Annotated in this window: 27 protein-coding genes and 1 other annotated feature; of the genes, 15 read left to right on the forward strand and 12 right to left on the reverse strand. The window is 51.3% G+C overall.

Going from position 1 to position 25,209, the window contains the following annotated elements; genetic code table 11:
• Positions 1-18 precede the first annotated feature (18 nt).
• Genes yidC through rpmH form a run of 4 tightly spaced genes read right to left on the reverse strand, consistent with a single transcriptional unit; the run spans position 19 to position 2,405 of the window.
• Entirely contained in the window at positions 19-1,665 is a 1,647-nt protein-coding gene (gene yidC / locus LG381_RS04560) for a membrane protein insertase YidC (RefSeq protein ID WP_000378289.1), read from the reverse strand.
• A gap of 2 nt (positions 1,666-1,667) precedes the next feature.
• Entirely contained in the window at positions 1,668-1,925 is a 258-nt protein-coding gene (yidD, locus tag LG381_RS04565) for a membrane protein insertion efficiency factor YidD (RefSeq protein WP_001307474.1), read from the reverse strand.
• The gene (gene rnpA / locus LG381_RS04570) at positions 1,889-2,248 is read right to left on the reverse strand and encodes a ribonuclease P protein component (protein ID WP_000239730.1); all 360 of its coding nucleotides are present in this window, start codon (positions 2,246-2,248) and stop codon (positions 1,889-1,891) included. Before rnpA ends, yidD begins: the two co-directional genes overlap by 37 nt.
• A 16-nt stretch (positions 2,249-2,264) precedes the next feature.
• On the reverse strand, positions 2,265-2,405 hold the full coding sequence (rpmH, locus tag LG381_RS04575) for a 50S ribosomal protein L34 (protein ID WP_000831330.1): 141 nt from the start codon (positions 2,403-2,405) through the stop codon (positions 2,265-2,267).
• Between the two features lie 606 nt (positions 2,406-3,011).
• On the opposite strand from rpmH, the gene dnaA reads away from it, so the two are divergent.
• The 6 genes from dnaA (at position 3,012) to yidA (ending at position 10,596) form a co-directional block, all read left to right on the forward strand.
• On the forward strand, positions 3,012-4,412 hold the full coding sequence (gene dnaA, locus LG381_RS04580) for a chromosomal replication initiator protein DnaA (protein WP_000059098.1): 1,401 nt from the start codon (positions 3,012-3,014) through the stop codon (positions 4,410-4,412).
• Positions 4,413-4,416: 4 nt separating this feature from the next.
• A complete protein-coding gene (gene dnaN, locus LG381_RS04585; protein WP_000673456.1) occupies positions 4,417-5,517 on the forward strand; it encodes a DNA polymerase III subunit beta in 1,101 nt (366 codons plus the stop codon).
• Positions 5,517-6,590: a DNA replication/repair protein RecF gene (recF, locus tag LG381_RS04590; RefSeq protein ID WP_000060090.1), complete on the forward strand. Its 1,074-nt coding sequence runs from the start codon at positions 5,517-5,519 to the stop codon at positions 6,588-6,590. The genes dnaN and recF overlap by 1 nt, the downstream gene beginning before the upstream one ends.
• Positions 6,591-6,618: 28 nt before the next feature.
• Positions 6,619-9,033 (forward strand): DNA topoisomerase (ATP-hydrolyzing) subunit B, encoded by a 2,415-nt coding sequence (gyrB, locus tag LG381_RS04595; protein ID WP_225762075.1) that lies wholly within the window; start codon positions 6,619-6,621, stop codon positions 9,031-9,033.
• A 237-nt stretch (positions 9,034-9,270) separates the two neighbouring features.
• The gene (locus LG381_RS04600) at positions 9,271-9,669 is read left to right on the forward strand and encodes a YidB family protein (protein WP_000522198.1); all 399 of its coding nucleotides are present in this window, start codon (positions 9,271-9,273) and stop codon (positions 9,667-9,669) included.
• Between the two features lie 114 nt (positions 9,670-9,783).
• Entirely contained in the window at positions 9,784-10,596 is an 813-nt protein-coding gene (gene yidA, locus LG381_RS04605; protein ID WP_000985555.1) for a sugar-phosphatase, read from the forward strand.
• 43 nt (positions 10,597-10,639) lie between these two features.
• On the opposite strand, the gene LG381_RS04610 is transcribed toward yidA, so the two are convergent.
• Together LG381_RS04610 and cbrA are read right to left on the reverse strand one after the other, a co-directional pair.
• Positions 10,640-11,296 (reverse strand): hypothetical protein, encoded by a 657-nt coding sequence (locus tag LG381_RS04610; RefSeq protein ID WP_222680600.1) that lies wholly within the window; start codon positions 11,294-11,296, stop codon positions 10,640-10,642.
• Positions 11,297-11,349: 53 nt separating this feature from the next.
• Positions 11,350-12,453 carry a colicin M resistance lipid reductase CbrA gene (gene cbrA, locus LG381_RS04615; protein WP_225762076.1) on the reverse strand — a complete coding sequence of 368 codons (1,104 nt, stop codon included), beginning with the start codon at positions 12,451-12,453 and terminating at the stop codon, positions 11,350-11,352.
• Positions 12,454-12,553: 100 nt separating this feature from the next.
• Between cbrA and LG381_RS04620 the strand changes: the two genes are divergently transcribed.
• Positions 12,554-13,768 carry a DUF3748 domain-containing protein gene (locus LG381_RS04620; RefSeq protein WP_225762077.1) on the forward strand — a complete coding sequence of 405 codons (1,215 nt, stop codon included), beginning with the start codon at positions 12,554-12,556 and terminating at the stop codon, positions 13,766-13,768.
• On the opposite strand, the gene LG381_RS04625 is transcribed toward LG381_RS04620, so the two are convergent.
• A complete protein-coding gene (locus tag LG381_RS04625; protein WP_064732606.1) occupies positions 13,769-14,101 on the reverse strand; it encodes a YceK/YidQ family lipoprotein in 333 nt (110 codons plus the stop codon).
• A 238-nt stretch (positions 14,102-14,339) separates the two neighbouring features.
• Positions 14,340-14,412: a sequence feature (ROSE (Repression Of Heat Shock gene Expression) occurs in the 5'-region of heat shock genes and acts as an RNA thermometer to modulate expression.), on the forward strand.
• Between LG381_RS04625 and ibpA the strand changes: the two genes are divergently transcribed.
• Positions 14,406-14,819, forward strand: a complete 414-nt coding sequence (gene ibpA, locus LG381_RS04630) for a small heat shock chaperone IbpA (protein ID WP_001243437.1) — start codon at positions 14,406-14,408, stop codon at positions 14,817-14,819. Its footprint overlaps the feature before it by 7 nt.
• Positions 14,820-14,930: 111 nt before the next feature.
• Complete coding sequence (gene ibpB, locus LG381_RS04635) at positions 14,931-15,359, forward strand: small heat shock chaperone IbpB (protein WP_001243431.1); 429 nt, start codon at positions 14,931-14,933, stop codon at positions 15,357-15,359.
• Positions 15,360-15,363: 4 nt separating this feature from the next.
• On the opposite strand, the gene LG381_RS04640 is transcribed toward ibpB, so the two are convergent.
• Positions 15,364-15,513 carry a hypothetical protein gene (locus tag LG381_RS04640; RefSeq protein ID WP_024165178.1) on the reverse strand — a complete coding sequence of 50 codons (150 nt, stop codon included), beginning with the start codon at positions 15,511-15,513 and terminating at the stop codon, positions 15,364-15,366.
• Between the two features lie 41 nt (positions 15,514-15,554).
• Here LG381_RS04640 and LG381_RS04645 point away from each other — a divergent pair, with 41 nt between their 5' ends.
• On the forward strand, positions 15,555-17,216 hold the full coding sequence (locus LG381_RS04645) for a putative transporter (RefSeq protein ID WP_024165177.1): 1,662 nt from the start codon (positions 15,555-15,557) through the stop codon (positions 17,214-17,216).
• Positions 17,217-17,289: 73 nt separating this feature from the next.
• Here LG381_RS04645 and LG381_RS04650 read toward each other — a convergent pair whose 3' ends face one another.
• Positions 17,290-18,171, reverse strand: a complete 882-nt coding sequence (locus LG381_RS04650) for an AraC family transcriptional regulator (protein WP_222680604.1) — start codon at positions 18,169-18,171, stop codon at positions 17,290-17,292.
• 166 nt (positions 18,172-18,337) lie between these two features.
• Here LG381_RS04650 and LG381_RS04655 point away from each other — a divergent pair, with 166 nt between their 5' ends.
• Positions 18,338-20,053: a solute:sodium symporter family transporter gene (locus tag LG381_RS04655; protein WP_225762078.1), complete on the forward strand. Its 1,716-nt coding sequence runs from the start codon at positions 18,338-18,340 to the stop codon at positions 20,051-20,053.
• Complete coding sequence (locus LG381_RS04660) at positions 20,050-21,543, forward strand: sulfatase-like hydrolase/transferase (RefSeq protein WP_222680605.1); 1,494 nt, start codon at positions 20,050-20,052, stop codon at positions 21,541-21,543. Before LG381_RS04655 ends, LG381_RS04660 begins: the two co-directional genes overlap by 4 nt.
• A 46-nt stretch (positions 21,544-21,589) precedes the next feature.
• Here LG381_RS04660 and yidI read toward each other — a convergent pair whose 3' ends face one another.
• A complete protein-coding gene (gene yidI / locus LG381_RS04665; RefSeq protein ID WP_000511298.1) occupies positions 21,590-22,039 on the reverse strand; it encodes a protein YidI in 450 nt (149 codons plus the stop codon).
• Between the two features lie 107 nt (positions 22,040-22,146).
• Here yidI and LG381_RS04670 point away from each other — a divergent pair, with 107 nt between their 5' ends.
• The 3 genes from LG381_RS04670 to LG381_RS04680 are packed head-to-tail and all read left to right on the forward strand — an operon-like array spanning position 22,147 to position 23,340.
• Entirely contained in the window at positions 22,147-22,494 is a 348-nt protein-coding gene (locus LG381_RS04670) for a YidH family protein (protein ID WP_225762079.1), read from the forward strand.
• Positions 22,484-22,846 carry a DUF202 domain-containing protein gene (locus LG381_RS04675; protein WP_001113440.1) on the forward strand — a complete coding sequence of 121 codons (363 nt, stop codon included), beginning with the start codon at positions 22,484-22,486 and terminating at the stop codon, positions 22,844-22,846. Before LG381_RS04670 ends, LG381_RS04675 begins: the two co-directional genes overlap by 11 nt.
• The gene (locus LG381_RS04680) at positions 22,843-23,340 is read left to right on the forward strand and encodes a radical SAM protein (RefSeq protein ID WP_222680606.1); all 498 of its coding nucleotides are present in this window, start codon (positions 22,843-22,845) and stop codon (positions 23,338-23,340) included. The genes LG381_RS04675 and LG381_RS04680 overlap by 4 nt, the downstream gene beginning before the upstream one ends.
• A gap of 6 nt (positions 23,341-23,346) precedes the next feature.
• Here LG381_RS04680 and emrD read toward each other — a convergent pair whose 3' ends face one another.
• On the reverse strand, positions 23,347-24,531 hold the full coding sequence (gene emrD, locus LG381_RS04685; RefSeq protein WP_024212485.1) for a multidrug efflux MFS transporter EmrD: 1,185 nt from the start codon (positions 24,529-24,531) through the stop codon (positions 23,347-23,349).
• Positions 24,532-24,813: 282 nt separating this feature from the next.
• A complete protein-coding gene (gene tisB, locus LG381_RS04690; protein WP_000060506.1) occupies positions 24,814-24,903 on the reverse strand; it encodes a type I toxin-antitoxin system toxin TisB in 90 nt (29 codons plus the stop codon).
• Positions 24,904-25,209: the final 306 nt, after the last annotated feature.

Raw genomic sequence — 25,209 nt, forward strand, 5'->3', positions numbered from 1 at the left:
TAGCGAAAACTCACCGAATCAGGATTTTTTCTTCTCGCGGCTATGCAGGCCACGTTTTTCCAGACCACGGTAAATCAGCTGCTGCTGAATAATGGTTACCAGGTTGCTGACGATATAGTACAGCACCAGACCTGACGGGAACCACAGGAAGAACACCGTGAAGATGACCGGCATAAAGGTCATGATCTTCTGCTGCATCGGGTCGGTCACGGTGGTCGGCGACATCTTCTGAATGAAGAACATCGTTACGCCCATCAGGATCGGCAGGATGTAGTACGGGTCCTGTGCAGACAGGTCGTGGATCCACAGTGCAAACGGCGCCTGGCGCAGCTCAACGGAACCCATCAGCATGTAGTACAACGCCAGGAAGATTGGCATCTGGATCAGCAGCGGGAAGCAGCCACCCAGCGGGTTAACCTTCTCAGCTTTGTACAGCGCCATCATTTCCTGGCTGATACGCTGTTTGTCATCGCCCAGACGCTCACGCATTGCCTGAATCTTCGGCTGCAGCATACGCATCTTCGCCATGGAGGTGTACTGCGCTTTGGTCAGCGGGTACATGATGCCACGAACGATAAAGGTGATGATGATAATGGAGAAGCCCCAGTTACCCACAAAGCTATGGATCCATTTCAGCAGTTTGAACAGCGGCTGAGAGATGAACCACAACCAACCGTAATCAACGGTCAGATCCAGGTGCGGAGCAACAGCTGCCATTTTGTCCTGGATTTCCGGGCCAACCCACAGGGTGCTGTTCATCGCGCCAGTCTGACCAGGCTGAACCAGTACCGGCTGAGACTTATAGCCGATAGCGGCAATGCCGTTACCCAGATTAGCGGTATAGAAGTTGTTGGTGCCGTCGTTATGCGGGATCCATGCAGTTGCGAAATACTGTTGCAGCATCGCAACCCAACCACCTTTCGAAGAGATGTTCAGGTTTTCGTTGTCAGCAATAGTATCGAACTTGTATTTCTCGTACTTCTCGTCAGGCGTGGAGTACGCCGCGCCACGGAAGGTATGCAGCGCAAAGTTGCTGCTTCCGGTATCGAGATGCGGTGGCAGAGTGATGGATTGCTTCAACTGACCAAAGGTGGAGATCTCCAGCGGTTTTTCGCCAGCGTTCTGCACGTTGTAGTTGACGTTGACAGCGTAATCACCACGTTTCAGGACAAACGTTTTGGTAAACGTGTTGCCTGCCGCGTCGGTATACGTCATCGGCACCTGCAGTTCGTTTTGGCCTTCAGCCAGCACATAAGCGTCTTTTTCGACGTTATACAGCGGACGCGGGCCGTTAGCCGGGTTATCCGGGCCATCACGACCGGTCAGACCGCTCTGTGCCTGATAAATAAACTGCGGTGAGGTTTCCAGCAGCTGGAACGGCTGGGTAGAGTTCAGTTCTTTCGGGTAAGCCGGCAGCAGGGCCTGCTCAACATCACCACCACGGGTGTTGATGGTCAGATCAAGCACGTCGGTTTTAACCGAAATCAGTTTCCCCTGGCCACTGGCCGGTACGCCCTGGTCGGCGGCGCTACCCGCTGCGGTGGTCGTTGTCTGCGTGGTCTGTTGAACCTGAGGTTGCGGGTTTTTATCCTGCTCCCAGGCTTGCCAGATCATGAAAGACACGAACAGCAAAGCGATGACTAAAAGATTGCGTTGCGAATCCATCGTTAGTGTTCTCTGGTATCAAATGGTCCGGGCGGGACGGGATCGTCACCACCAGGGTGTAAAGGGTGGCATTTTAATACGCGTTTCACCGTCAACCAACTGCCTTTTATCACTCCAAACCTGCGCAATGCCTCAATTCCGTAGCTTGAACAGGTTGGAGTGAAACGACAATGCGGCCCGAGTAGCGGACTAATCAGGCGTTGGTAGACCCGAATAAGGGCTATCAGGACCCGCGAGCCAGGCGACAGTGGCGGCGCCATAATTTTTCCAACGCTTCCGAGAGAGCACGGTTATCGAGGTCGGCAACCCCTTTTTTCGCCACCACCACGAAATCCATAGCCGGGAGTTCATGTTGGCGTAGACGGAAGCTTTCACGCGTCAGACGTTTAATCCGATTGCGTTCATGCGCTCGTCGAACGTTTTTCTTGGCGACTGTAAGACCGATACGGGGATGCCCCAGCGAATTCAGGCGGCCGAGGATGGTGATTTGCGGCGTGCCAGCCCGTTGTGGCTGCTGGAAGACGAATGTGAATTGACTGGGAGTTAACAAGCGTAACTCCCTGGGAAATGCGAGCTTAACCACTCAGGGGTTAGCTTTATTACTTAGAAACGGTCAGACGAGCACGGCCTTTAGCACGACGACGTGCCAGTACCTGACGACCATTTTTAGTAGCCATACGAGCACGGAAGCCGTGAGAACGGTTGCGCTTCAGTACAGACGGTTGAAAAGTGCGTTTCATGGCGATTTCTACCTAAACTTGAATAAATTCAATGGCTTTATTGGATATCCGTCCGAAAATCGAACGATGGACACCGAAGCCATGGGTGATTAAAGAGGCCGGATTGTAATAATTGTACACTCCGGAGTCAATTCTCTTTCCTTATTTACCGCGCTTTTCCGCACCTTTTCACAGGGAAAAAGTGCAACTGTATACCGGTGAAAACCAGCATTGCGCGCCGGGTGGAGGATTATACGGGCTACCAGGTAAAGCGCAAGGATCGCTCAGGATCTTTATTAGATCGATTAAGACTAATTTTGTTTATGGTCATTAAATTTTCCAATATGCGGCCTAAATCGTGCCCGCCTTGCGCCTGGATCGTTTACACTTAACGGGTTCTGGAAAGTCCTGTGGATAAATCGGGAAAATCTGTGAGAAACAGAAGATCTCTTGCGCAGTTTAGGCTATGATCCTCGGTCCCGATCGTTTTGCAGGATCTTGATCGGGCATATAACCGCAGACAGCGGTTCGTGCGTCACCCTCATGCAGGGTCTTTTCGACGTGCGTCAACAATCATGAATGTTTCAGCCTTAGTCATAATCGACTTTTGTTCGAGTGGAGTCCGCCGTGTCACTTTCGCTTTGGCAGCAGTGTCTTGCCCGATTGCAGGATGAGTTACCAGCCACAGAATTTAGTATGTGGATACGCCCATTGCAGGCGGAACTGAGCGATAACACGCTGGCCTTGTACGCGCCAAACCGTTTTGTCCTCGACTGGGTACGGGACAAGTACCTCAATAATATCAATGGACTGCTAACCAGTTTCTGCGGAGCGGATGCCCCACAGCTGCGTTTTGAAGTGGGCACAAAGCCCGTGACACAAACGCTGAAAGTCCCTGCCAGTAACACCGTTGCACCAGCTCAGGCCGCTCAGGTGCAACCGCAACGTGCTGCACCTGCGGCGCGCTCGGGTTGGGATAACGTTCCGGCTCCGGCAGAACCGACCTATCGTTCCAACGTTAACGTTAAACATACATTTGATAACTTCGTCGAAGGTAAATCTAACCAACTGGCGCGCGCGGCGGCTCGCCAGGTGGCAGACAACCCTGGCGGCGCCTATAACCCGCTGTTCCTTTATGGCGGCACGGGGCTGGGGAAAACTCACCTGCTCCATGCGGTGGGCAATGGCATTATGGCGCGCAAGCCCAATGCCAAAGTGGTTTATATGCACTCCGAACGTTTTGTGCAGGACATGGTAAAAGCTCTGCAAAACAACGCGATTGAAGAGTTTAAACGCTACTACCGTTCCGTAGATGCGCTGCTGATCGACGATATTCAGTTTTTTGCTAATAAAGAACGATCCCAGGAAGAGTTTTTCCACACCTTCAACGCCCTGCTTGAAGGTAATCAGCAGATCATTCTCACCTCGGATCGCTATCCGAAAGAGATCAACGGCGTTGAGGATCGTTTGAAATCCCGCTTTGGCTGGGGACTGACTGTGGCGATCGAACCGCCAGAGCTGGAAACCCGCGTGGCGATCCTGATGAAAAAGGCCGACGAAAACGACATTCGTTTGCCGGGCGAAGTGGCGTTCTTTATCGCCAAGCGTCTACGATCTAACGTGCGTGAGCTGGAAGGGGCACTGAACCGCGTCATTGCTAACGCTAACTTTACCGGACGGGCGATCACCATCGACTTCGTGCGTGAGGCGCTGCGCGATTTGCTGGCATTGCAGGAAAAACTGGTCACCATCGACAATATTCAAAAGACGGTGGCGGAGTACTACAAGATCAAAGTCGCGGATCTCCTTTCCAAGCGTCGATCTCGCTCGGTGGCGCGTCCGCGCCAGATGGCGATGGCGCTGGCGAAAGAGCTGACTAACCACAGTCTGCCAGAGATCGGCGATGCGTTTGGTGGTCGTGACCACACGACGGTGCTTCATGCTTGCCGTAAGATCGAGCAGTTGCGTGAAGAAAGCCATGATATCAAAGAAGATTTTTCAAATTTAATCAGAACATTGTCATCTTAATCCTATGAAATTTACCGTAGAACGTGAGCATTTATTAAAACCGCTACAACAGGTGAGCGGTCCGTTAGGTGGTCGTCCTACGCTACCGATTCTCGGTAATCTGCTGTTACAGGTTGCTGACGGTACGTTGTCGCTGACCGGTACTGATCTCGAGATGGAAATGGTGGCACGTGTTGCGCTGATTCAGCCGCACGAACCAGGGGCGACGACCGTTCCGGCGCGCAAATTCTTTGATATCTGCCGTGGTCTGCCTGAAGGCGCGGAAATTGCCGTGCAACTGGAAGGTGAGCGGATGCTGGTGCGCTCCGGGCGTAGCCGTTTTTCACTCTCTACCCTGCCAGCGGCGGATTTCCCGAACCTCGATGACTGGCAGAGCGAAGTCGAATTTACCCTGCCGCAGGCGACGATGAAGCGTCTGATTGAAGCGACCCAGTTTTCAATGGCGCATCAGGACGTTCGCTATTATTTAAACGGTATGTTGTTCGAAACCGAAGGCGAAGAGCTGCGCACTGTGGCAACTGACGGTCACCGTCTGGCGGTCTGCTCAATGCCGATTGGTCAGTCTTTGCCAAGCCATTCGGTGATTGTGCCGCGTAAAGGTGTGATTGAACTAATGCGTATGCTCGACGGTGGCGACAATCCGCTGCGCGTGCAGATTGGCAGCAACAACATTCGCGCCCACGTTGGCGACTTTATCTTCACCTCCAAACTGGTGGACGGTCGTTTCCCGGATTACCGTCGAGTTCTGCCGAAGAACCCGGATAAACATCTGGAAGCTGGCTGTGATCTGCTCAAACAGGCGTTTGCTCGTGCGGCGATTCTCTCTAACGAGAAATTCCGTGGTGTGCGCCTGTATGTCAGTGAAAACCAGTTGAAAATTACCGCCAACAACCCGGAACAGGAAGAAGCGGAAGAGATCCTCGACGTCACCTATAGCGGTGCAGAAATGGAAATCGGCTTCAACGTTAGCTATGTGCTGGATGTTCTGAACGCGCTGAAATGCGAAAACGTGCGTATGATGCTGACCGATTCGGTTTCCAGCGTGCAGATTGAAGATGCCGCATCACAGTCGGCTGCCTATGTTGTCATGCCAATGAGACTGTAATGTCCCTCACCCGCTTGTTGATCCGCGATTTCCGCAATATCGAAAACGCGGATCTCGCTTTATCTCCTGGCTTTAACTTTCTGGTGGGTGCCAACGGCAGTGGCAAAACCAGCGTGCTGGAAGCCATCTATACGCTCGGTCACGGTCGGGCGTTTCGTAGTTTGCAGATTGGTCGCGTCATTCGCCATGAGCAGGAGGCGTTTATTCTCCACGGGCGATTACAGGGCGAAGAGCGTGAGACGGCAATTGGCTTAACCAAAGATAAACAGGGCGACAGCAAAGTCCGCATTGACGGTACTGACGGGCATAAAGTTGCGGAGCTGGCGCATCTGATGCCGATGCAACTGATAACGCCAGAAGGGTTTACTTTACTCAACGGCGGCCCGAAATACAGAAGAGCATTCCTCGACTGGGGATGCTTTCACAACGAACCTGGATTTTTCACCGCCTGGAGCAATCTCAAGCGTTTGCTCAAGCAGCGCAATGCGGCGCTGCGCCAGGTGACTCGTTACGAGCAGCTACGCCCGTGGGATAAAGAACTGATCCCGCTGGCGGAGCAAATCAGCACCTGGCGCGCCCAGTACAGCGCCGGTATCGCCGCCGATATGGCCGATACCTGTAAGCAATTTCTCCCGGAGTTTTCTCTGACTTTCTCTTTTCAGCGCGGCTGGGAGAAAGAGACAGAATACGCTGAGGTGCTGGAACGTAATTTTGAACGCGATCGCCAGCTAACCTACACCGCGCACGGCCCGCACAAAGCGGACTTACGCATTCGCGCCGACGGTGCGCCGGTGGAAGATACCTTATCGCGTGGGCAGCTAAAGCTGCTGATGTGCGCCTTACGTCTGGCGCAAGGAGAGTTCCTCACCCGTGAAAGCGGGCGGCGGTGTCTCTACCTGATAGATGATTTTGCCTCTGAGCTTGATGATGAGCGTCGCGGACTGCTTGCCAGTCGCTTAAAAGCGACGCAATCACAGGTCTTTGTCAGTGCGATAAGTGCTGAACACGTTATAGACATGTCGGACGAAAATTCGAAGATGTTTACCGTGGAAAAGGGTAAAATAACGGATTAACCCAAGTATAAATGAGCGAGAAACGTTGATGTCGAATTCTTATGACTCCTCCAGTATCAAAGTCCTGAAAGGGCTGGATGCGGTGCGTAAGCGCCCTGGTATGTATATCGGCGACACGGATGACGGCACCGGTCTGCACCACATGGTATTCGAGGTGGTAGATAACGCTATCGACGAAGCGCTCGCGGGTCACTGTAAAGAAATTATCGTCACCATTCACGCCGATAACTCTGTCTCTGTACAGGATGATGGGCGCGGCATTCCGACCGGTATTCACCCGGAAGAGGGCGTATCGGCGGCGGAAGTGATCATGACCGTCCTGCACGCGGGCGGTAAATTTGACGATAACTCCTATAAAGTGTCCGGCGGTCTGCACGGCGTTGGTGTTTCGGTAGTAAACGCCCTGTCGCAAAAACTGGAGCTGGTTATCCAGCGTGAAGGTAAAATTCACCGTCAGATCTACGAGCACGGCGTACCGCAGGCACCGCTGGCGGTTACCGGCGATACTGATAAAACCGGCACTATGGTTCGTTTCTGGCCAAGCCTCGAAACGTTCACCAATGTGACCGAGTTTGAATATGAAATTCTGGCGAAACGTCTGCGTGAGTTGTCGTTCCTCAACTCCGGCGTTTCCATTCGCCTGAAAGACAAACGTGATGGTAAAGAAGACCACTTCCACTATGAAGGCGGTATCAAGGCATTCGTTGAATATCTGAACAAGAACAAAACGCCAATCCACCCGAATATCTTCTACTTCTCCACCGAAAAAGACGGTATCGGTGTCGAAGTGGCATTGCAGTGGAACGATGGCTTCCAGGAAAACATCTACTGCTTTACTAACAACATTCCGCAGCGTGACGGCGGTACTCACCTGGCAGGCTTCCGTGCGGCGATGACCCGTACCCTGAACGCCTACATGGACAAAGAAGGCTACAGCAAAAAAGCCAAAGTCAGCGCCACCGGTGACGATGCGCGTGAAGGCCTGATTGCGGTCGTTTCCGTGAAAGTGCCGGATCCGAAATTTTCCTCCCAGACCAAAGACAAACTGGTTTCTTCTGAGGTGAAATCGGCGGTAGAACAGCAGATGAACGAACTGCTGGCAGAATACCTGCTGGAAAACCCAACCGACGCGAAAATCGTGGTCGGCAAAATCATTGATGCCGCTCGTGCGCGTGAAGCTGCGCGTCGCGCCCGTGAAATGACCCGTCGTAAAGGCGCGCTGGACTTAGCTGGCCTGCCGGGCAAACTGGCGGACTGTCAGGAGCGCGACCCGGCGCTTTCCGAACTGTACCTTGTGGAAGGGGACTCTGCGGGCGGCTCTGCGAAGCAGGGGCGTAACCGCAAGAACCAGGCGATTCTGCCGCTGAAGGGTAAAATCCTCAACGTTGAGAAAGCCCGTTTCGATAAGATGCTTGCTTCCCAGGAAGTGGCGACGCTTATCACCGCGCTTGGTTGCGGTATCGGTCGTGACGAGTACAACCCGGACAAACTGCGTTATCACAGCATCATCATCATGACCGATGCGGACGTCGACGGCTCGCACATTCGTACGCTGCTGTTGACCTTCTTCTATCGTCAGATGCCGGAAATCGTTGAACGCGGTCACGTCTACATTGCTCAGCCGCCGCTGTACAAAGTGAAGAAAGGCAAGCAGGAGCAGTACATTAAAGACGATGAAGCGATGGATCAGTACCAAATTTCTATCGCTCTGGATGGTGCATCTTTGCATACCAACGCCAGTGCACCAGCTTTAGCTGGTGAAGCGTTAGAAAAACTGGTGTCGGAGTACAATGCGGCGCAGAAAATGATCGTTCGCATGGAACGTCGCTATCCGAAAGCAATGCTGAAAGAGCTTATCTATCAGCCGACGCTGACGGAAGCGGATCTCTCTGACGAGCAGATTGTGACCCGCTGGGTGAACGCGCTGGTCAGCGAACTGAACGACAAAGAACAGCACGGCAGCCAGTGGAAGTTTGATGTCCACACCAATGCCGAGAAAAACCTGTTCGAGCCGATTGTTCGCGTGCGTACCCACGGCGTGGATACTGACTATCCGCTGGATCACGAGTTTATCACCGGCGGCGAATATCGTCGTATCTGCACGCTGGGCGAGAAACTGCGCGGTCTGCTGGAAGATGATGCGTTTATCGAACGTGGCGAGCGTCGTCAGCCGGTAGCCAGCTTCGAGCAGGCGCTGGACTGGCTGGTGAAAGAGTCCCGTCGCGGCCTCTCCATCCAGCGTTATAAAGGTCTGGGCGAGATGAACCCGGAACAGTTGTGGGAAACCACAATGGATCCGGAAAGCCGCCGTATGCTGCGCGTTACCGTTAAAGATGCGATTGCCGCCGACCAATTGTTCACCACGCTGATGGGCGACGCCGTAGAACCGCGCCGTGCGTTTATCGAAGAAAACGCCCTGAAAGCGGCGAATATCGATATTTAAAATGCGAGCGTGCCTGATGCGCTACGCTCGCTTATCAGGCCTACGAAACTTCTGCAATATATTGAATTTGCAGTGTTTTGTGGGCAGGATAAGGTGTTCATGCCGCATCCGGCAAGAAGCTATAAGTAATAAAAGGGCGGAGATGATCTCCGCTCTTTTTATTTCTGCAATCCGCAATTATCATCCCGCAGAACTATACTTTTTGAGTCAACACGTAACGCTTTACAGGTGAATATCATGGGGCTTTTTGATGAAGTTGTCGGTGCCTTTCTGAAAGGCGATGCGGGAAAATATCAGGCGATTTTAAGTTGGGTTGAGGAACAGGGAGGCATCCAGGTGCTGCTGGAAAAACTGCAAAGTGGCGGTTTAGGTGCCATTCTCTCAACCTGGTTGAGTAATCAACAGGGCAATCAGCCGGTGAGCGGCGAGCAACTGGAGTCGGCGCTCGGCACAAACGCGGTGTCCGATCTCGGGCAAAAACTCGGCGTAGATACCCGTGCTGCTTCCAGCTTACTGGCGGAACAATTGCCGAAGATTATTGATGCTCTTTCACCGCAGGGTGAAGTGTCACCACAAGCCAATAACGATCTGCTTTCCGCAGGCATGGAGTTGCTGAAAGGGAAACTCTTCCGCTAAGCAAAAGGGGAGCACGCAACACGCGTTGCATCCCCCTTTTCCCTCGGGTGTTGTACTGATTTTTGAGCGGAATCGCGTTAGCATGAGTCAGGAACCAATCTACCTGGGGAACTCATGGCTATCAAACTCATTGCTATCGATATGGATGGCACCCTTCTGCTGCCCGATCACACCATTTCACCCGCCGTTAAAAATGCGATTGCCGCAGCTCGCGCCCGTGGCGTGAATGTCGTACTGACGACGGGGCGCCCTTATGCAGGCGTTCACAACTACCTGAAAGAACTGCATATGGAACAGCCGGGCGACTACTGCATTACTTACAATGGCGCGCTGGTGCAGAAAGCCGCTGATGGTAGCACCGTGGCGCAAACAGCCCTGAGCTATGATGACTACCGTTTCCTGGAAAAACTCTCTCGTGAAGTCGGTTCCCATTTCCACGCGCTGGATCGCACCACGCTGTACACCGCCAACCGTGACATCAGCTATTACACGGTGCACGAATCATTTGTTGCCACCATTCCGCTGGTGTTCTGCGAGGCGGAGAAAATGAACCCTGACACCCAGTTCCTGAAAGTGATGATGATTGATGAACCCGCCATCCTCGACCAGGCCATCGCGCGCATTCCGCAGGAAGTAAAAGAGAAATACACCGTGCTGAAAAGTGCGCCGTACTTCCTCGAAATCCTCGATAAACGCGTCAATAAAGGCACTGGCGTGAAATCGCTGGCGGAAGTGCTTGGCATTAAACCGGAAGAAATTATGGCGATTGGCGATCAGGAAAACGACATCGCAATGATTGAATATGCAGGCGTCGGTGTGGCGATGGATAACGCTATTCCTTCGGTGAAAGAAGTGGCGAACTTTGTCACCAAATCCAACCTTGAAGATGGCGTGGCGTTTGCAATCGAAAAGTATGTGCTGAATTAATCTGTGGGCGGGCAAACAGCATAAACGCGTTTGCCCGCAGCGATTAACAATTTCTGGTCGTGCATAAAATCAGGAACTGGAGTGGTGAAGTCACAATATCCAGCGTAATGGTGACTGGCAGCAGTACATTAGCGAGTCCGCGCGGGACGCCATTTGTTGTTTTGTACTCATAAAATCCCACCGTAAAGGGCTGATGGAAAACCATCACGTTTGAGTAATCCGCTTTTTTATTTTTCTGGTGGATAGAGCCTTTCAGGCCGTCCAGCATCCATGTACAACGCAGAGAATCACACACAAAGCCATATTGTGTCGCCAGAGCTTTATCTTCCTCGTTGTTCCAGTCGTAATAGAGCGTAATAGCACCAGAGAAATTCTTATTACTGCTGCTTAAAATAAATTTCGCGTTATCAGAAACGGTGATTCTTTCGCCATGAATTGCCGGATCGTTCAGCATTTTAACCACCTCACCGCCGCCGGTGGTCAACAGATAGTCCAACGATTCACCAACAAAAACATAGCCTTTCGTACCGTTACTATCCTCTGCCAGCGATAAACCCTTAATCGTATCTGACCGCCATTGCTCGGCATGTGGACGGCTTGCGGTATTGGAAACCAACCCCCAGGTGATACATCCGGTCAACGCGAATGCCAAAGAACATAAACTGGCAGCCTTAAAAAATCCCTTAAAATTCAAACTCATGATTAATCCTTTAAACAACAATGAAACAGCTGCAAGCATACCTTTCTTTTCACTTATTTAGGATAAAGCACCCTGCTTTCAGAATAGTGCCCGGCGCAATTCATCTGCGAAATATGCGACACACCACTGCGCATAATCCACTTTCTTAAGGCAGGTGCAGTCAAGCATCGGCTTTTTACTATCTTGCCGAAGAGTTTTAAACGCAGTTTGCGGGTGGCGCGCCAGTAAGCGGCATTGAGCTTCTCTGGCTGCTTCAGTAACACAGAACGCAGTATTTCCGCACTGTCCAGCGCATAGCTAATCCCTTCCAGAGAACTGGCGCTGATAAATCCCGCCGCTTCACCAATCAGAAAGGCGTTGTCCTTACCGCAGACAAAATCCTGCCAGCGTGAGGGAAACAGCACCGTGCATTTTTCACTTTTCACCGCTTTGCCAAACTGGAACTGAAAGGCGTTCATTTTCTCTTTCAGCGCCGCGAAACGCGCCTGACCGTCTTTCATCGGATAGGCACCGCCAAAGATAAAATAACCGTCTTTGCTGATACTCCATGAATAACAGTCCGTTATCGCATTATCAAAGATGCAGGAGTAGAACGGCACCGGATGCTTCTCTGCGAACCACTGCTGGATAGCGACATATTTACGAATCTGATGATCCGGATAAAGATGTCGCCGCACCATCGAGTTTGCGCCATCGGCACCCACCAGATAACGGGCGGTAATATGCTGCTCCCAGCCGTCTGCACGAAAAATGACATGCCATTTATCATCCTCACGCCAGATTTTTCGACACAGGCTGTCGTGGTAAACCTCAACGCTGGCGGGGATCAGCGACTTCATCCACAAGTCGAAGGCATGGCGATTAATATTGATATAGCTCCGCTGGTAGTTACGCGTGAGCGATGCGGCGACGTCGACGGTTTTGACGCTGAAAATCTGCGGATTGGCGATCACATCGACAGGAAGCGTCAGTCCATCGCGAATAAAAGAACGCTGCGCGTCCGGTGCCAGCAGACCACCACAAGGCTTGCTGAAACCTTCAGTACCGCACTGGTGCTTTTTATCCAGCGCGATCACCTGCATTTTGCCTGCTAACTGCCGCGCCAACGCCGACCCCGCCGGGCCGAGGCCAATAATCGCCACGTCGAAATGTTCCATCTTTTTACTCACATTCATCACGATGGCAAAAGACTATTGTCTGAAAGTGAAGTCCTTGTGAAGTATGATGGCGGGAAACGTTTTGTATCAGGATCACGCCATGAAACAACTCACCAACGCTTCACGAAATCACCTGCTCACCAATACCAATACCTGGACACCTGACAGCCAGTGGCTGGTGTTTGATGTGCGTCCTTCTGGCGCGTCGTTTACCGGCGAGACCATTGAGCGCGTGAATATCCATACCGGCGAGGTCGAGGTTATCTACCGGGCGTCACAGGGCGCACACGTCGGCGTGGTGACCGTTCATCCGAAGTCAGAGAAATATGTCTTCATCCACGGCCCTGAAAATCCTGATGAAACATGGCATTACGATTTCCATCACCGCCGTGGCGTGATTGTTGAAAGTGGAAAGGTGAGTAATCTCGATGCAATGGATATTACCGTTCCGTACACCCCAGGGGCGCTACGTGGCGGCAGCCATGTGCATGTTTTTAGCCCGAACGGTGAAATGGTGAGTTTTACCTATAACGACCATGTAATGCATGAACTCGATTCGGCGCTGGATTTGCGAAACGTCGGGGTTGCCGTACCGTTTGGCCCGGTCAACGTACAAAAGCAGCATCCGCGTGAATACAGCGGTAGCCACTGGTGCGTGCTGGTGAGTAAAACTACGCCCGCGCCGCAGCCTGGCAGTGATGAAATCAATCGCGCTTATGAAGAGGGATGGGTAGGAAATCACGCGCTGGCATTTATTGGCGACACGCTTTCGCAAAAGGGCGAGAAAGTACCAGAGCTGTTTATTGTTGAGTTGCCGCAAGACGAAAACGGCTGGAAAGCAGCAGGTGATGCGCCGTTAAGCGGAACTGAATCGACCCTGCCCGCGCCGCCGCGTGGCGTCGTGCAGCGACGTTTAACCTTTACACACCATCGGACTTATCCGGGGTTAGTCAACGTCCCGCGCCACTGGGTGCGCTGTAATCCACAGGGTACGCAAATCGCGTTTTTAATGCGTGATGATAACGGCATTGTGCAACTGTGGCTTATCTCGCCACAGGGAGGCGAGCCGCGCCAGTTAACCCATAACAAAACGGATATCCAGTCTGCATTTAACTGGCATCCATCAGGAGAGTGGCTGGGAGTTGTGCTGGATAACCGCATTGCCTGCGTACATGCGCAAAGCGGTGAAGTTGAGTATTTAACTGATAATCACGCCAACCCACCTTCGGCAGACGCCGTGGTCTTCTCGCCGGACGGTAAATGGCTGGCGTGGATGGAAGCAGGTCAGCTGTGGATCACCGAAACGGGTCGCTAGTCAGTTCGCTGGCATTCTGGCTGGTGGAATAACGGCATTGATGGCTTGCGCGTCGGCTTCGCTTTTTTCCACGCGCGAGCGCACCGAACTGTCTTTGCGGAACGCATCCCACGGCAGCAAAAGTGTGTCCATGACTGCGGTAAATGGCATATCGAGAATCGCCAGCGATTTGGTTCCCCAGTTTGTTGTGTCATCGCCAATCATAGTGACACTGGCGCGGGTGCCGGGATACGTTCCCTCCTTACCTCCGGTATGGGACATTACGCTGGAGCATCCTCCGAGTAATGTCATTCCGCTGCATATCATGGACGCTAACAACACATTTCTTATCATAATAAATTCATCTGTTAATCGTGGGTGTTGGCATGATGTGTTATAGCGATCCCTTGCCGAAAATAACATCATCATCATGTCGCACTGTGGCGGCTATCGCACTTTAACGTTTCGTGCTGTCCTCCAGTCTATGCAATAGACCACAAACTGCAAAAAAAAGTCCGTTGGAAAGGCTTGAAAAGTGCATATCCAGACCCATTTTTATACCGTAGCTGATGAGAGCGCGCCTGATGGGTGTTCTGGCTACCCGACCTGTCCATTGTGGAAGGTCTTATATTCTCGCTGATTTCAGGAGCTATTAATTATGCGTAACTTTGATTTATCCCCGCTTTACCGTTCTGCTATTGGATTTGACCGTTTGTTTAACCACTTAGAAAACAACCAGAGCCAGAGTAATGGTGGCTACCCTCCGTATAACGTTGAGCTGGTAGACGAAAACCATTACCGCATTGCTATCGCTGTCGCGGGGTTTGCTGAGAGTGAACTGGAAATTACCGCCCAGGACAATCTGTTGGTGGTGAAAGGTGCCCATGCTGACGAACAAAAAGAGCGCACCTATCTGTACCAGGGCATCGCAGAACGCAACTTCGAACGCAAATTCCAGTTAGCTGAGAACATTCATGTTCGTGGCGCTAACCTGGTGAACGGGCTGCTGTATATCGATCTTGAACGCGTGATTCCGGAAGCGAAAAAACCGCGCCGTATCGAAATCAACTAATTCTCTAAGGCCGCCAGGCGCGGCCTGACATTTCCATGCTCGCCGTCAGGGAGCATATGCGAATCTTCGGATTTGCAGGTACTTACTCGCTTCTTAGAAGGAGAAATGACTATGCGTAACTTCGATTTATCCCCACTGATGCGTCAATGGATCGGTTTTGACAAACTGGCTAACGCATTGCAAAACGCCGGTGAAAGCCAGAGCTTCCCGCCGTACAACATTGAGAAAAGCGACGATAACCACTACCGCATTACCCTGGCGTTGGCTGGTTTCCGTCAGGAAGATTTAGAGATTCAACTGGAAGGTACGCGCCTGAGCGTAAAAGGCACGCCTGAGCAGCCAAAAGAAGAGAAAAAATGGTTGCATCAAGGGCTTATGAATCAGCCATTTAGTCTGAGCTTTACGCTGGCTGAAAATATGGAAGTCTCTGGCGCAACCTTCGTTAATGGTTTGCTGCATATTGATTTAATTCGTAATGAGCCTGAACCCATCGCTGCGCAGCGTATCGCTATCAGCGAACGTCCCGCGTTAAATAGCTAATTAGCTATTCTTTTTGCCCCGCCAGCCTGGTGGGGCTTTTTTTATCAACCATCTTCAACTCTGTATTAATTTTCGTCAGGTTAAGATGTTCCGGCACTCTCTTTCCCGTGATAATGTGCGCCATAAGGCAAATCTGCTTCACCGATTCAGCCATAATCCCTGGTAATTAAAATGTTATTTCAAGAGAAATGGACGATGAGTGATATAGCATTAACAGTCAGTATTCTGGCTTTGGTGGCGGTCGTCGGTTTGTTTATCGGCAACGTCAAGTTTCGCGGCATAGGATTAGGCATTGGCGGCGTGCTGTTTGGTGGGATCATCGTCGGCCATTTCGTTTCTCAGGCTGGGATGACATTAAGTAGCGATATGCTGCATGTTATCCAGGAATTTGGCCTGATCCTGTTTGTTTATACCATCGGGATTCAGGTGGGGCCGGGCTTCTTTGCCTCATTGCGCGTCTCCGGGTTACGCCTCAACTTGTTTGCTGTTCTGATAGTCATTATCGGCGGTCTGGTTACCGCAATCTTGCATAAACTTTTCGATATTCCACTGCCTGTGGTGCTGGGGATTTTCTCTGGCGCGGTCACCAATACGCCAGCATTGGGGGCAGGTCAGCAAATCTTACGCGACCTCGGCACACCGATGGAGATGGTCGATCAGATGGGGATGAGTTACGCGATGGCGTATCCATTCGGCATTTGTGGGATTTTGTTCACCATGTGGATGCTGCGGGTTATTTTCCGCGTCAATGTTGAGACTGAGGCCCAGCAGCACGAGTCCACGCGAACCAACGGCGGTGCGCTAATCAGGACGATTAACATCCGTGTTGAAAACCCTAATTTGCATAATTTAGCCATTAAAGATGTGCCAATTCTTAATGGCGATAAAGTTATCTGCTCACGATTGAAACGAGAAGAAACCCTAAAAGTACCTTCGCCAGATACCATTATCCAACTTGGCGATTTGCTGCATCTGGTGGGACAGCCTGCGGATTTGCATAATGCACAACTGGTGATTGGTCAGGAGGTGGATACTTCGCTATCAACGAAAGGCACCGATTTGCGCGTCGAACGCGTGGTGGTCACCAATGAAAATGTGCTCGGTAAACGTATTCGCGACCTGCACTTTAAAGAACGCTATGACGTTGTTATCTCGCGCCTGAACCGTGCCGGGGTTGAACTGGTCGCCAGTGGCGATATTAGCCTGCAATTTGGCGATATCCTCAACCTGGTGGGGCGGCCTTCTGCTATTGATGCCGTTGCCAATGTATTAGGTAATGCGCAGCAAAAACTGCAACAGGTTCAGATGTTACCGGTGTTTATTGGTATCGGTCTTGGCGTGTTGTTAGGCTCCATTCCCGTGTTTGTGCCTGGATTCCCGGCGGCATTGAAGCTGGGGCTGGCGGGGGGGCCGCTGATTATGGCGCTGATCCTTGGGCGTATTGGCAGTATCGGCAAGCTGTACTGGTTTATGCCACCAAGCGCCAACCTCGCGCTGCGGGAGCTGGGGATCGTACTGTTCCTCTCGGTAGTGGGTCTGAAATCCGGTGGGAATTTTGTCGATACCCTGGTTAATGGCGAAGGACTAAGCTGGATTGGTTATGGTGCCCTGATCACCGCTGTTCCGCTGATTACAGTCGGCATTCTGGCGCGGATGTTAGCCAAAATGAATTATCTCTCGATGTGCGGGATGTTGGCTGGCTCTATGACCGATCCTCCGGCGCTGGCGTTTGCCAATAATCTTCATCCTACCAGCGGTGCGGCGGCGCTCTCTTACGCCACGGTCTATCCGTTAGTCATGTTCCTGCGCATTATCACCCCCCAATTACTGGCGGTGCTCTTCTGGAGTATCGGTTAACTTTTTCCGGGTGGAGTCGCCGTAAATGGCACTCCACCTGGTATTTCTGAACATCATCGAGTCATTTACACTCTCACCATTTTGGTTGTGGCTGGTTTGTATTCTTCAGTACGGCTGACGGTGCATAACCAAATTTATGCTTAAAGGCTTTGCTAAAATGAAAGGAGTCGAAGAAGTTGAGTGTATCAGCGACTTCGCCAACCGAGTTCCCTTCTTGCTTTAAGAGTGAGAGCGCCAGATCCAGACGCGCATCAAGGTAATATTCTTTCGGTGTCTTACCGGTGTAACGTAAAAACAGGCGACGCAACCAGGTCTCGCTACAGGGGATGGTGGCGGCCATATCGGCAACACTCCAGCGTTGTTGCAGGCTGGCATGTAAAGTGGCAATTAATTTTTCAATTTGCCGCCGTTGCGGATCTTTTTTGCCGTCCGCGTACATAAGACAAATCCACTGATAAATAATTTTCGTCAGAAAAGCGACCGCCAGATTATTTTTTATTGTTTCTGGTGAAGTAATTAACTCAGCAACTTCGGTGAGTTCCTGATTATAAAATTCGCCATTATAAATAATGCTCTGCTGGCCGACGGGAATATCCATCATGCTGGTGGGGGTAAATTCCATCCAGTACTGTTCCCAGACTAAACCTTCACAGTGATAAGAGTGAATATCCATCGGCTTTAAAAATATAATACAGTTGCCATGCAGTGTTATTTGCTCACCATTCTTTAAAAGAATTTTTCCACATCCTTGCACGGTATACACCGCCACCCAGGAGTTGGCGATAAGCGGTTTCTTCTTGTCTCGCGGCCAGATTACGCGGTAATGCTCATCGGCATAGGTGTGCCAGAGTGAGATTAGAGAAATTCCGCTGGAGATCACATTTTCGTTAATCAATAAGGGAATATTGTATGGAGTATCGTTTTTTACATCCGAACTTTGCAATTTTCCATTCATTTTAATATCCCTCCGGCGAATTATGCTCACAACCTGAACTTAACAGAAAACAATCCGTTCAGGGATATGACGTTTGTATTTTAAGAATCTGACTGCCTGACCCGACGCATTTTACCTCTCCCTATATTCATGCGTCCGGGACATAAACATAAATAAGGGCTATGAGATGAATTCGTTACAAATCTTGAGTTTTGTCGGTTTTACGCTGCTGGTGGCGGTTATCACCTGGTGGAAAGTTCGTAAAACGGATACCGGATCGCAACAAGGCTATTTTCTTGCAGGGCGATCGCTAAAAGCACCGGTTATTGCCGCTTCGTTAATGTTAACCAACCTTTCCACGGAACAACTGGTCGGCCTTTCCGGGCAAGCCTACAAAAGCGGCATGTCGGTGATGGGTTGGGAAGTCACTTCTGCGGTGACGCTGCTCTTCCTCGCGCTGATCTTTTTGCCACGCTACCTGAAGCGCGGCATTGCTACCATCCCCGATTTCCTTGAGGAGCGTTATGATAAAACTACGCGCATTATCATCGACTTCTGTTTCCTCATTGCCACCGGCGTCTGCTTTCTGCCGATTGTTCTCTACTCCGGCGCGTTGGCGCTCAACAGCCTGTTTCACGTGGGTGAATCGCTACAACTTTCCGATGGCGCGGCTATCTGGTTACTGGTGATTTTGCTCGGTCTGGCGGGGATTCTGTATGCGGTGATTGGTGGGCTGCGCGCAATGGCGGTGGCGGACTCCATCAACGGTATTGGGCTGGTTATCGGCGGTTTGATGGTGCCAGTATTCGGCCTGATCGCGATGGGTAAGGGCAGCTTTTTGCAAGGTATTGAACAACTCACCACCGTTCACGCCGAGAAATTAAACTCAGTAGGCGGCCCGACCGATCCTTTGCCGATAGGTGCCGCATTTACCGGTTTGATTCTGGTAAATACCTTTTACTGGTGTACTAATCAGGGCATCGTGCAACGCACGCTGGCGTCAAAAAGCCTGGCGGAAGGGCAAAAGGGGGCGCTGTTAACGGCGGTGCTGAAAATGCTCGACCCGCTGGTACTGGTGCTGCCAGGGTTGATTGCGTTTCATCTGTATCAGGATCTACCGAAAGCCGACATGGCCTACCCGACGCTGGTCAATAACGTTCTGCCAGTGCCACTGGTGGGTTTCTTCGGCGCGGTGTTATTTGGTGCGGTGATCAGTACCTTCAACGGCTTTCTGAATAGCGCCAGTACGTTATTCAGTATGGGTATTTACCGGCGCATCATTAACCAGAATGCCGAGCCGCAGCAGCTGGTCACCGTCGGGCGCAAATTTGGTTTCTTTATCGCCATCGTTTCGGTGCTGGTCGCGCCGTGGATCGCCAACGCGCCGCAGGGGCTGTATAGCTGGATGAAACAGCTCAACGGTATTTACAACGTGCCGCTGGTTACCATCATCATTATGGGCTTTTTCTTCCCGCGCATTCCGGCGCTGGCGGCAAAAGTGGCGATGGGGATTGGCATAATCAGCTACATCACCATCAACTATCTGGTGAAGTTCGACCTCCATTTCCTCTATGTGCTGGCCTGTACGTTCTGCATCAACGTGGTCGTGATGCTGGTGATCGGTTTTATCAAACCGCGCGCCACGCCGTTCACCTTCAAAGATGCGTTTGCGGTGGACATGAAACCGTGGAAAAACGTCAAGATCGCGTCAATTGGCATCCTGTTCGCGATGATTGGCGTCTATGCCGGGCTGGCTGAATTCGGCGGCTACGGTACGCGCTGGTTAGCGATGATCAGTTATTTCATTGCCGCCGTAGTGATTGTCTACCTGATTTTTGACAGCTGGCGGCATCGTCACGACCCAGCCGTAACCTTTACTCCCGACGCGAAGGATAGCCTATGAAACGCCCCAATTTTCTGTTCATCATGACCGATACCCAGGCCACCAATATGGTCGGTTGCTATAGCGGTAAGCCGCTGAATACGCAAAATATTGATAGTCTGGCGGCGGAAGGTATTCGCTTTAATTCCGCCTACACCTGTTCACCGGTTTGTACACCGGCGCGCGCCGGGCTGTTTACCGGTATCTACGCTAACCAGTCCGGGCCGTGGACCAACAACGTCGCGCCGGGTAAAAACATCTCCACTATGGGACGCTACTTTAAGGATGCGGGCTATCACACCTGTTACATTGGCAAATGGCATCTCGACGGTCATGACTATTTCGGCACTGGCGAGTGTCCGCCGGAGTGGGACGCTGATTACTGGTTCGATGGGGCGAACTACCTTAGCGAACTGACGGAAAAAGAGATCAGCCTGTGGCGCAATGGCCTAAACAGCGTTGAGGATTTACAGGCGAACCATATCGACGAAACCTTCACCTGGGCGCACCGCATCAGCAATCGGGCGGTAGATTTTCTGCAACAGCCCGCGCGCGCCGAGGAACCCTTCCTGATGGTGGTTTCGTATGATGAGCCGCATCACCCGTTCACCTGTCCGGTGGAGTATTTAGAGAAATACGCTGATTTTTACTACGAACTTGGCGAGAAATCACAGGATGACCTGGCGAACAAACCGGAACATCACCGCTTATGGGCGCAGGCGATGCCATCGCCAGTCGGTGATGACGGGCTTTATCACCATCCGCTCTATTTTGCCTGCAATGACTTTGTTGATGACCAAATCGGACGGGTCATCAATGCCTTAACGCCAGAGCAACGTGAAAATACGTGGGTCATTTATACCTCCGATCATGGTGAAATGATGGGCGCACATAAGCTGATCAGTAAAGGAGCGGCGATGTATGACGACATCACCCGTATTCCGCTGATCATCCGTTCGCCGCAAGGGGAGCGGCGGCAGGTCGATACGCCAGTCAGTCATATCGATTTACTGCCGACAATGATGGCGCTGGCAGATATTGAAAAACCAGAGATTCTGCCGGGGGAAAATATCCTTGCCGTGAAAGAGCCACGCGGCGTGATGGTGGAATTTAACCGCTACGAGATTGAGCATGACAGCTTTGGCGGCTTTATTCCGGTGCGTTGCTGGGTGACGGATGACTTTAAACTGGTGCTCAACCTCTTCACCAGTGATGAACTTTACGATCGCCGTAATGACCCAAATGAAATGCATAACCTGATCGATGATATTCGTTTTGCCGACGTTCGCAGCAAAATGCATGACGCCTTATTGGGTTACATGGACAAAATTCGCGATCCGTTCCGCAGTTACCAATGGAGCCTCCGTCCGTGGCGCAAAGATGCGCAACCGCGCTGGATGGGGGCGTTCCGCCCTCGCCCACAGGATGGTTATTCTCCAGTGGTACGCGACTATGACACCGGTTTACCGACGCAAGGGGTGAAAGTCGAGGATAAAAAACAGAAGTTCTGACGATGATGCCCGCTGGCGGAAACCTGGCGGGCAATATTCAGGCTGCTTAAACCAGTGAACTGCCAGTCAGGAAAGAAAAAATCAGGAATATCAGTAGAAGGCTGCACACGATGCCGATACCAAAAAGCAAGGTATGGAAAGCCAGCGTCCCGCCGCCAAATACCAGAGCGCCGCGAATGCTCCAGCGATTTTCCTTACGCATACCGCCAACAAATGCGCAAAGTAGCGCAGCAATGGCCAGTGCGATACCGCCTTGATCGAGGATTTTATCGACATCAGGCGTTTCTTTTTTTTCCACGGTGGTAATTTTTTCGCCTTTTATTCCGGCGAGAAGACCTCTTTTAATTTCAGCCGTTTTGTCCGCCACGATGCTTTCAAGCGTTGGCGGTGGCGCGGAAAAAGGGCCGAATGAAAAGTGGATAATCCCCATCATTAAGGCGATGGCACCGAACAGCATGCCCAATGAACTGATTTTATTTTGCGCTATGATACCCATCTGACCTCCTTGTAGCGGATGGCAAAGCATATCAAGAAAACATCAACCGAAATTCCTAAAAAGAGACGGATAAAACATCGCTATTGTGAAATTGCAAAGGAGTAACAATGAAAATTTCCCGCCTCGGAGAAGCGCCTGATTACCGCTTTTCGTTGGCTAATGAACGTACATTTCTGGCGTGGATTCGTACTGCATTAGGGTTTCTGGCAGCAGGTGTGGGGCTGGATCAACTTGCGCCAGACTTCGCCACGCCCGTCATTCGCGAGCTGCTGGCGTTATTGCTATGCTTATTTTCTGGCGGACTGGCAATGTATGGCTACCTGCGCTGGTTACGCAATGAAAAAGCGATGCGTCTGAAAGAAGATTTACCCTACACAAACAGCTTATTAATCATCAGCGTAATATTGATGATCGTGGCGGTGATCGTTATGGGACTGGTGTTGTATGCCGGATAGCCGCAAAGCCAGACGGATTGCCGACCCAGGCCTTCAGCCGGAACGCACATCGCTGGCATGGTTTCGTACCATGCTGGGCTACGGTGCGTTGATGGCGCTGGCAATCAAACATAACTGGCACCAGTCAGGCATATTGTTCTGGATTTCTATTGGCATCCTCGCCCTTGTGGCACTAATCCTCTGGCGCTATACACGAAATCGTAATTTAATGGATGTGGCTAATAGCGATTTTTCCCAAATTTGCGTAATCCGTGACAAATTTATGATCTCCCTCGCGGTGTTATCTCTCGCAATACTGTTTGCTGTTACGCATATACACCAACTTATCGTATTAATTGAGAGAATCACATGACAGGAAGTCAGGTTATAGATGCTAAAGAGGACAGGCATAAACTGGTTGTAGAGTATAACGATGCATTACAACCAGGTGATTTTTATAAGAATTTCAAACGGAGGGGCATCCGCGCCGTGCAACTCATTCCCCATATAGAATTTAATGACCGAGGCGAGCTGACGGCAGCGTCGGTGACAACCGAGTTATGGGGACAATTTTTAATCGCCCTGTTCGAGTGTTGGGTGCGGACAGATATCAGTCGTATATCAATCGAGCTTTTTGATGTCACGCTGCAAAAATGGTGCGGGAACGAAAGCCAACAACCACAGAGGGGGTGTCAGGAGTGTGACTGGTATCTCCTTTGCCCTCATGCCAGGGATGGTCAGCCGGATAAGGTACTTTGTGCTGGCTATCAGGCTTTTTATTCCCACTCCGCGCCGCACATGCGAGTAATGCGCGACTTGATAAAGCAGCATCGTTCTCCTGTGGAGCTGATGACGATGCTGTGGTGACGTAAGTTAAACGGGCTGTCCCTGCTGCGACATCCGCGTCGCCAGCGGCAGCCAGCACAGCACAATTAACATTCCCATTAAGGTCATCAATAGCCCCAGGCTTCCCTGGCCGGTTTGCGGCAGCATCGCGGAGAGCGACGCCAGCACGCCGGAACCAATGTTTTGCAGACCGCCGACCAGTGCGCCAGCCGTGCCCGCCAGGAAGGGGAAAGGCTCCATCGCGCCGCTGGTTGCCAGCGGAAACAGCATCCCGGCACCGAAAAAGAACAATGCTGCGGGAACGAGCAGTGTCCAGACACTCATTACGCCAAACCAGCTGGGGATCCACATCATCAGTCCTGCCAGCAGGCAACAGATAACGGACTGCCACATTAACGAAGAGAACCGTTTATTCGGGCGTCCGGCAAACCATGCACCGAAAAATGCCGCCGGAATTGGCAGAATAAACAAAATACTGACCGTCATACTGCTCAGCCCTAATACTGCGCCCATCAGCACCCCAGAACAGGCTTCGAAAGCGGCAATCCCTGCCAGACCGCCAATCAGCATCAGTAAATAGCAGTTAAAACCACCATTTCCAAAGAGCGTTTTATAGCTGGTGAGCAGACGCGTACGCGGTGCATCGACAGGGCGCGTTTCTGGCATCCAGCGTGCCATACTGAAGGTCACACCAGCACAAAGCACCAGTAAAAACAGGTAACAGGCTCGCCAGTTCCACATGGTATCCAGTAGACCGCCAATGAGTGGTGCGAGCAAAGGGCTGACGAGAATACCCATATTTAACATGCTATTAGCGTGGCGTAGCTGTGTCCGTTCATACAAATCACGCGGCAATGTACGCGCCATCACACCACCGACACCGGTTCCCATCCCTTGCATTGCGCTGGCAGTAATCAATACCGTCAGGCTGGAGGTGGTGACCGCAACCAGCGTTGCTAACATAAAAATGGACATTCCGATGAGGATCACCGGGCGGCGACCTACCCTGTCGGAAATTGGGCCATAAAATAGTTGTGAGACACCGTAGGTCAGCAGATAAGCGCCCATTACGCTCTGCACCGCCCCTTCACGGACGTTGAGATCGCGCGCCATATCGGCAATAGCAGGAATATAAATAGTTTGCGCCATCTGACCGACGGCCACGAGTAATACCAACATCAATAATAAATTGACGTTTCTATGCCTTTTCATTATCACAGACGCTTATAAAAATATATTTAGAATAAGTTACTACGCATTCGAATAAATGCGGGAGAGAAATCTATCACATTGATAAATGTTAGCCAGATATATATGAGGAATAGTAATAAGAAAAACGGCAGAATATATAAACAAAAGCGGCAATAAATGTTGCCGGAATAGGGATAAAACCTTAACGCCACATCCGCCAGCATCGCATCCGACACCCATTTGCAAGCAGAATATAAAAGGGGAGCGGTTTCCCGCTCCCCTTTAGTGCGGCTTGAATCTGAATTACTTAAGATATTTCAGAACAGCATCAAGCAGTTGCAGTGCTGCAACAATGAGTTTGAGGATAAGAATGGCGATATCCACCAGGCTCATACGCGTCTCCTGTGGTTCAGGAGCACTACCAGCCGACGTACCTTTCCGCTGCCTGTTGCCAGCTGTTGTGCACGCGGTCTCTCAAGGAGAAACGTTGTGCTGTTGACATAACACAGTGTGCTCACGCGGGGTTAAGGCGCTGACGGCACCACCCGTTTCAGCCAGGACTTAGTGCGCCGGGTAACGATGCGGCCCCGCATAACACATTGCGTACAGTGATATTATAGAAGCGCACTGTATAAATAAACAGTAATTTTTGGACAAATTGCAAACTGTGATCGATACTCGACTATGCGTTAAAAAAGT

Source organism: Escherichia sp. Marseille-Q3837 (genome assembly GCF_916618735.1).
Classification (GTDB): domain Bacteria; phylum Pseudomonadota; class Gammaproteobacteria; order Enterobacterales; family Enterobacteriaceae; genus Escherichia; species Escherichia ruysiae.

Coding starts and splice junctions, on each gene's coding strand:
- tisB (WP_000060506.1), bottom strand. CDS start 24,903: ATGAGCCTGGTGGATATCGCCATTCTTATCCTCAAACTCATTGTTGCA.
- LG381_RS04680 (WP_222680606.1), top strand. CDS start 22,843: ATGACAGGAAGTCAGGTTATAGATGCTAAAGAGGACAGGCATAAACTG.
- recF (WP_000060090.1), top strand. CDS start 5,517: ATGTCCCTCACCCGCTTGTTGATCCGCGATTTCCGCAATATCGAAAAC.
- yidA (WP_000985555.1), top strand. CDS start 9,784: ATGGCTATCAAACTCATTGCTATCGATATGGATGGCACCCTTCTGCTG.
- yidD (WP_001307474.1), bottom strand. CDS start 1,925: ATGGCGCCGCCACTGTCGCCTGGCTCGCGGGTCCTGATAGCCCTTATT.
- yidI (WP_000511298.1), bottom strand. CDS start 22,039: ATGGGTATCATAGCGCAAAATAAAATCAGTTCATTGGGCATGCTGTTC.
- LG381_RS04670 (WP_225762079.1), top strand. CDS start 22,147: ATGAAAATTTCCCGCCTCGGAGAAGCGCCTGATTACCGCTTTTCGTTG.
- ibpA (WP_001243437.1), top strand. CDS start 14,406: ATGCGTAACTTTGATTTATCCCCGCTTTACCGTTCTGCTATTGGATTT.
- LG381_RS04600 (WP_000522198.1), top strand. CDS start 9,271: ATGGGGCTTTTTGATGAAGTTGTCGGTGCCTTTCTGAAAGGCGATGCG.
- rpmH (WP_000831330.1), bottom strand. CDS start 2,405: ATGAAACGCACTTTTCAACCGTCTGTACTGAAGCGCAACCGTTCTCAC.
- LG381_RS04625 (WP_064732606.1), bottom strand. CDS start 14,101: ATGATAAGAAATGTGTTGTTAGCGTCCATGATATGCAGCGGAATGACA.
- LG381_RS04645 (WP_024165177.1), top strand. CDS start 15,555: ATGAGTGATATAGCATTAACAGTCAGTATTCTGGCTTTGGTGGCGGTC.
- ibpB (WP_001243431.1), top strand. CDS start 14,931: ATGCGTAACTTCGATTTATCCCCACTGATGCGTCAATGGATCGGTTTT.
- emrD (WP_024212485.1), bottom strand. CDS start 24,531: ATGAAAAGGCATAGAAACGTCAATTTATTATTGATGTTGGTATTACTC.
- gyrB (WP_225762075.1), top strand. CDS start 6,619: ATGTCGAATTCTTATGACTCCTCCAGTATCAAAGTCCTGAAAGGGCTG.
- LG381_RS04650 (WP_222680604.1), bottom strand. CDS start 18,171: ATGAATGGAAAATTGCAAAGTTCGGATGTAAAAAACGATACTCCATAC.
- LG381_RS04675 (WP_001113440.1), top strand. CDS start 22,484: ATGCCGGATAGCCGCAAAGCCAGACGGATTGCCGACCCAGGCCTTCAG.
- dnaN (WP_000673456.1), top strand. CDS start 4,417: ATGAAATTTACCGTAGAACGTGAGCATTTATTAAAACCGCTACAACAG.
- LG381_RS04620 (WP_225762077.1), top strand. CDS start 12,554: ATGAAACAACTCACCAACGCTTCACGAAATCACCTGCTCACCAATACC.
- yidC (WP_000378289.1), bottom strand. CDS start 1,665: ATGGATTCGCAACGCAATCTTTTAGTCATCGCTTTGCTGTTCGTGTCT.
- cbrA (WP_225762076.1), bottom strand. CDS start 12,453: ATGGAACATTTCGACGTGGCGATTATTGGCCTCGGCCCGGCGGGGTCG.
- LG381_RS04655 (WP_225762078.1), top strand. CDS start 18,338: ATGAATTCGTTACAAATCTTGAGTTTTGTCGGTTTTACGCTGCTGGTG.
- LG381_RS04640 (WP_024165178.1), bottom strand. CDS start 15,513: ATGGCTGAATCGGTGAAGCAGATTTGCCTTATGGCGCACATTATCACG.
- LG381_RS04610 (WP_222680600.1), bottom strand. CDS start 11,296: ATGAGTTTGAATTTTAAGGGATTTTTTAAGGCTGCCAGTTTATGTTCT.
- LG381_RS04660 (WP_222680605.1), top strand. CDS start 20,050: ATGAAACGCCCCAATTTTCTGTTCATCATGACCGATACCCAGGCCACC.